A 5,262-nucleotide genomic window follows, 5' to 3' on the forward strand; every position below is an offset into this window, starting at 1 on the left:
ATGTCACTTCGAGTGAATTATTTAGTAGCGATAGCGAAGAAATAATTTGTATCGAGAAGCTATAACACACTACTTTTACGCCATCATAAAAAAGCAACCTAAATGGACAATGCAAATACCCCCAACCCTACTCCTATCTCCTCAGAAGAGATTGATAAATGCATTGCCATACTCGCACAACTCGTTTCCCATACCGACCAGATTTTCGATATTCCATTAGCGCAGCGAACCGAATTACTAAAAGTTACCGGTCAGTTTTCAAGACCAAATCGTGATGAATTCTCCCGTCGTAAAAAAGACGCTCAAAAAGCCCAATCTCGCAAAAAAGCGAAGCAAGATCGCGTAGCCCGAAAAGAAACAGGCATTAGAAACGCACGTGAAGCCCATATTTTTACCGCACCAAAACTGCTGCAAGCGGCTGAAATTCAGCAAAAAGAACAGCAAGAACTAGAAATTCCTCGTAATTGTTACGTGTGCAAAGAAGAATTTACCAAAATGCACCACTTTTACGATACCATGTGTACCGATTGTGGCGATTTCAACTATGCTAAACGCTTTCAGAATGCCAATGTAAAAGGCCAAGTAGCTGTCATTACTGGCTCACGATTAAAAATTGGCTATCATATTACCTTAATGTTATTACGTGGTGGCGCTACGGTAATCGCGACTACTCGTTTTCCAGTGGATTCCGCCTTGCGTTATTCTAAAGAGGCCGATTATATGGAATGGGGACACCGACTAAAAATCCACGGATTAGATTTACGCCATATACCCAGTGTAGAAATCTTTTGTAATTATGTGGAGCAAAACTACGAGAAGTTAGATATTCTGATTAATAATGCGGCACAAACGGTACGCCGACCTTCGGGCTTCTACCACCATTTAATGGCGAATGAAGAACGACCCATTTCGGAACTCCCTAAGTTTGCACAAGACCTATTGAGTGATCATGTCAACTGTTTGGAAGAACTCTCGGCACTCACCTCAGCAGCCTCTTCCAACCAGAATATGCCAGTAACGTGGCACGGCCCAGAACCAGGCATAGGCTTGAGAGCTTCGGCAAAATTATCGCAGATTCCCTATAGTTTTGATAAAGCCTTGGTGGCTAAAGAAATATTCCCAGAAGGGGAACTAGACGCCGATTTACAGCAAGTAGATTTACGCCATACCAACAGCTGGCGTTTGAAGTTAGGCGAAATAGAAACCACTGAAATGATTGAGGTGCAATTGGTGAATGCCGTTGCCCCTTTTGTGTTGTGCAACCGACTGGCGGAACTGATGAAAAAAGAACACACGGGACAAAAACACATTATCAATGTTACGGCTATGGAAGGCAAATTCCACCGTGCGTTTAAAGAATCGCGACACCCACATACCAATATGGCCAAAGCAGCGCTGAATATGTTAACCCATACGGCAGCAGGCGATTTGGCAAAGCAAGGTATTTTTATGAATGCCGTTGATACCGGTTGGGTTACCGATGAAGACCCAGCGGCCATGGCAAAAATGAAACAAGAAGTACACGATTTTCAACCACCCTTAGATATTGTAGATGGTGCTGCTCGGGTCATGGACCCACTTTTTGATGGCATAAATACAGGCAAGCATTGGGCAGGGCAATTCTTGAAAGACTACTTCCCCATTGCTTGGTAAATAGCTACTATAACTATACTACATTTCACAGTGCACTATTCTGTGAGATTTTTCTGTGATTTTTTTAAGGTTTTGCGGTTTCCCGCAAGCTTTTATTTTGTTTTTATTTCTATATTTAAGAACGAGTACTCCTCCAAAATTTTAATGAACACCATTTGCTATTTCTTTGTTAAATAGAAATTGTGGGTGATGTATGTTTTTGAGAAAAAAAGTGGCGTGTGAATAAATTAAAAATAACAGCACACATGCAGTTATCCCTATCTTGTGATGCATTTAAGAAAAACTGTAACAAACATTAAAAATTGTAATCTTTAGAATAGAAATCAATCAACATTATGCGATCGAATAATATTCTTTTCTCTCTACTATTTTTTTTAATTTTAGTAATAGGTTGTAAACCAAATAAAGAAGAAAACAACTCAATTGAAGGAATTTGGGAATCTATGGGTTATGGCGAGATTTTGAAAATAGATGCTACTTCTTACGAATATTTTGACATAACCGATTTTTCTTGCTTACCAGCAAAAGAAGGCAATATCTCAGAAGTCAAAAATTCAATGCAAGTTTCAAATGATACGCTAATCATAAAGCGTGGATTCAACAAATATCGCTATGCAAGGATAAAAGAGCTTCCAGACTTTTGCAATCAAAACTCAAAAGATAAAAACGATATCTCGTATAATTTCGAGGTTTTTGCAAATACCTATAAAAATCACTATGCCTATTTTGACCTCAATAAAATTGATTGGGATAGTCTATACATAAACTCAAAAAACAAAATCAATTCAAAAAGCACAGAAGTTGATTTATATTTAGTTATGGAAGATATGATTGAAAAATTAAAAGACAATCACGGTTCCATAGAACCAACAGATGAAGTTTACGAATTAGCAGCAAATCAAATTCAATCAGAAATAGCGGAAGAAGAAACAGAAGTATTAAAAAAATATGGCGATTTTGAGATTGCAGATATCGTTGCCGATTTCTATCTTAAAGAGGATTTGACCAAAAATAGTTGGCTTATGAAATGGGGAAAGATAGAAAACAATGTTGGCTATATTCAAATTAAAGCAATGTATCTATATGCCGATTTAAATTTAAACGATAGCCTTGTCCAAGAAAATGGATTTGTTTCAACGTATATGGACGCATTTGATCGTTTAAGTTACGAACAACAAATTTCAGAAGAAGTTGCTGGAATAAGTAAAGTAATGGATTCGGTAATGCAAGACCTTAAAGAAACAAAACATATTATTATTGATGTTCGTTTTAATGGTGGTGGACAAGATGTTGTAGCATTAGAAATTTTGAGACGATTTAATTCTGACAGAAAACAAATCGCAATTAAAAAAGCAAGACACAATAACGGCTACACTATAAAAACACCTATTTATTTAGAGCCTACTAAACAACCCTATACAAAACCAGTATATTTATTGACTTCCCAACAGTCTGCAAGCGCAACAGATATGATGGCATTAGGTTCAATGGAATTAAATAATTTGAAACGTATTGGCTCACATACAAATGGAGCAATTTCAGATGCTTTACAAAAGACATTGCCAAACGGTTGGTATTTTTCACTTTCAAATGAAGTTTATACAGATAATAATGATAAATGTTATGAAAACATTGGAATTCCTGTTCATTATGAATTGAATTATCCCAATGATAGACAAACATTTTTTAGAAGTATTGCTAACGATTTAGAAAAAGATAAAAGGAATATTTTAAATGCCGTTAACGTGCTACAAAGCAAATAAAAACTACACAAAACCCTATTAAAATTTAGTACTAATTCTCCCCTACGTACAAAACCCGAACCCTAAAGACTGGCGGATTTCTACTTCAGTTTGTAGTTACCAGATTACGTGCTTCACTCCGTAACCCACCGTACAACAAACCAGTTTACAACAGTGTGAGATTTTTCTGTGTTTTTTTTAAGGTTTTGCGGTTTCCCGCAAGTATTTGTGTTGCTTTTATTTTTATATTTGGTTAACACTCCCCCAAAAAAATTTATTGAACACCATTTGCTATTTCTTTGATTAAAGGAAATTGTGGGTGATGTATGTTTTATTTGGGAGAAAAAATAATAAACAACTATATAACCGACATTGCGTATATCCCCTTGTTACCATACATTATAAAACACCAACCAAAAATGAAACTTTCAACCAAACTTTTTCCTTTTGCCTTTTTTGCGATACTTGGTTGTTCGGACGAACAACTAAAAACGGACTTAGAAAAAACCAAAGCCGAACTAGAAAAAACAAAACAGGAATTAACAAACTGCTCAACAGAATTAGCAGATGTTCTGAACACACCTGACCAACGAATTCTAACTGCAAAAAAACTATTTGCGGACGGAAATTTTTCAGGAGCAAGAAAGGAGTACGAAGAAATCCAATCAAAGTACCCTGACACAGATTATTTCAAGACAGCATCTAAAGAACTTGCAGGATTGGACAAAGCAATTGAAAAGAGAAAAATAGAGGCCGAAAAACAAAGAGCTGAGGAAGAGCGAAAAAAAGCACTTGGATTTAAAGTATTAAAACCATCAACTACTGTAAAGTTTGGAGACCTTTCTTTAAGGTTTGAAAAAGTCTGGACAGGTAAGCGATGGTCATTTGATGACCACGGACGGGAGTATTCATTACGTGATGCAACGAGAGGAAATAAGCACGTTTTAGTAAGACTTTCGATTTCTTCTGAATCTAAAAATCCAGAATTACCACCAATTTTGGCTTATCAATATTTCGATGGCAAATTATTATTGCTCGGAACACTTCGCTACGAATTTAGACGCTGGAAAGATTATGGTTCATATTTAGGCAACTATGCAGATTACGGAAACGACTTTGCGCATTCTAAAACAATTCCTTTTAATTTAGGTTTCGAGACTAGCGAAGACAACTTGAAAAGTGGACGTGTGTATGTTGTTATGAAAAAAACAAATTGTTTTAAGCGAGAAAACAAGGACTTTGGACGACCAGAGGTTCAATATAAAATGGGGGACTGTGGAGCCAAAAGTTCATTAGAAGTTGAAGACTTTGAAAAAGATTATGTGCTTATCAAAACCCTATAAATAACGTATGCTAATAATGCCTATAGCAAATAGGGCAAAAGTACTTTATTTAATGGCTTGGGCGTGTTTGTAAAGTCCGCCAAATCTTTTGGATTTGGCAATTAAAAAGAATAATAATTACAAAACAAAAAGCTCTGGCTGGTAGACCTGACGGAAACGAAAAGTTTCCTTTCCTGCCCTACTTGACATAGGTACTGTGTCAAAAAGCAAGCTTTTTCTTTAAAATTTTAGGAAACAAGTTGATTTATCAATTTGTTATCCTGCGCAGCAAGAGTATTATGCTTTTGCTGCTTTTTTTTCTCAAAATCTGAATTATAAACTTCTTCATTCTTCCATAAGGTGAACATCAGGATTAACAACTTCCGCTGAACTGCTATTAAAGCCACCAAGGGCTTTGCTTTCTTTGGCTTAAGTCTATTGTAGAATTGCTTTAATGTGGGATTACAACGCACACAAGTCATCGAAGGCATATGTAAGGCCGCTCGGATATGACTGTTTCCCTTTTTACTAATTCGGGTTTTCCC

Annotated in this window: 4 protein-coding genes; 3 read left to right on the forward strand and 1 reads right to left on the reverse strand. The window is 36.4% G+C overall.

Annotated elements, in window-relative coordinates; translation table 11 throughout:
* Positions 1-102 precede the first annotated feature (102 nt).
* From B8963_RS09580 to B8963_RS09590, 3 genes are all read left to right on the forward strand, one after another.
* Entirely contained in the window at positions 103-1,653 is a 1,551-nt protein-coding gene (locus B8963_RS09580; protein WP_084061282.1) for an SDR family oxidoreductase, read from the forward strand.
* 335 nt (positions 1,654-1,988) lie between these two features.
* Positions 1,989-3,416, forward strand: a complete 1,428-nt coding sequence (locus B8963_RS09585) for a S41 family peptidase (RefSeq protein WP_084061283.1) — start codon at positions 1,989-1,991, stop codon at positions 3,414-3,416.
* A 398-nt stretch (positions 3,417-3,814) separates the two neighbouring features.
* Entirely contained in the window at positions 3,815-4,738 is a 924-nt protein-coding gene (locus B8963_RS09590) for an outer membrane protein assembly factor BamD (RefSeq protein WP_143312500.1), read from the forward strand.
* Positions 4,739-4,965: 227 nt separating this feature from the next.
* Here B8963_RS09590 and B8963_RS09595 read toward each other — a convergent pair.
* Positions 4,966-5,262, reverse strand: a 297-nt coding sequence (locus B8963_RS09595) for a transposase (RefSeq protein WP_143312501.1), incomplete at its 5' end; no start/stop codon positions are given.

The sequence above is a fragment of the Cellulophaga tyrosinoxydans genome, assembly GCF_900176415.1.
Taxonomy (GTDB): Bacteria; Bacteroidota; Bacteroidia; order Flavobacteriales; family Flavobacteriaceae; genus Cellulophaga; species Cellulophaga tyrosinoxydans.

Bases quoted from the DNA above. Each gene is read 5' to 3' on its own strand.
- B8963_RS09580 (WP_084061282.1), top strand. From the start codon at position 103: ATGGACAATGCAAATACCCCCAACCCTACTCCTATCTCCTCAGAAGAG.
- B8963_RS09585 (WP_084061283.1), top strand. From the start codon at position 1,989: ATGCGATCGAATAATATTCTTTTCTCTCTACTATTTTTTTTAATTTTA.
- B8963_RS09590 (WP_143312500.1), top strand. From the start codon at position 3,815: ATGAAACTTTCAACCAAACTTTTTCCTTTTGCCTTTTTTGCGATACTT.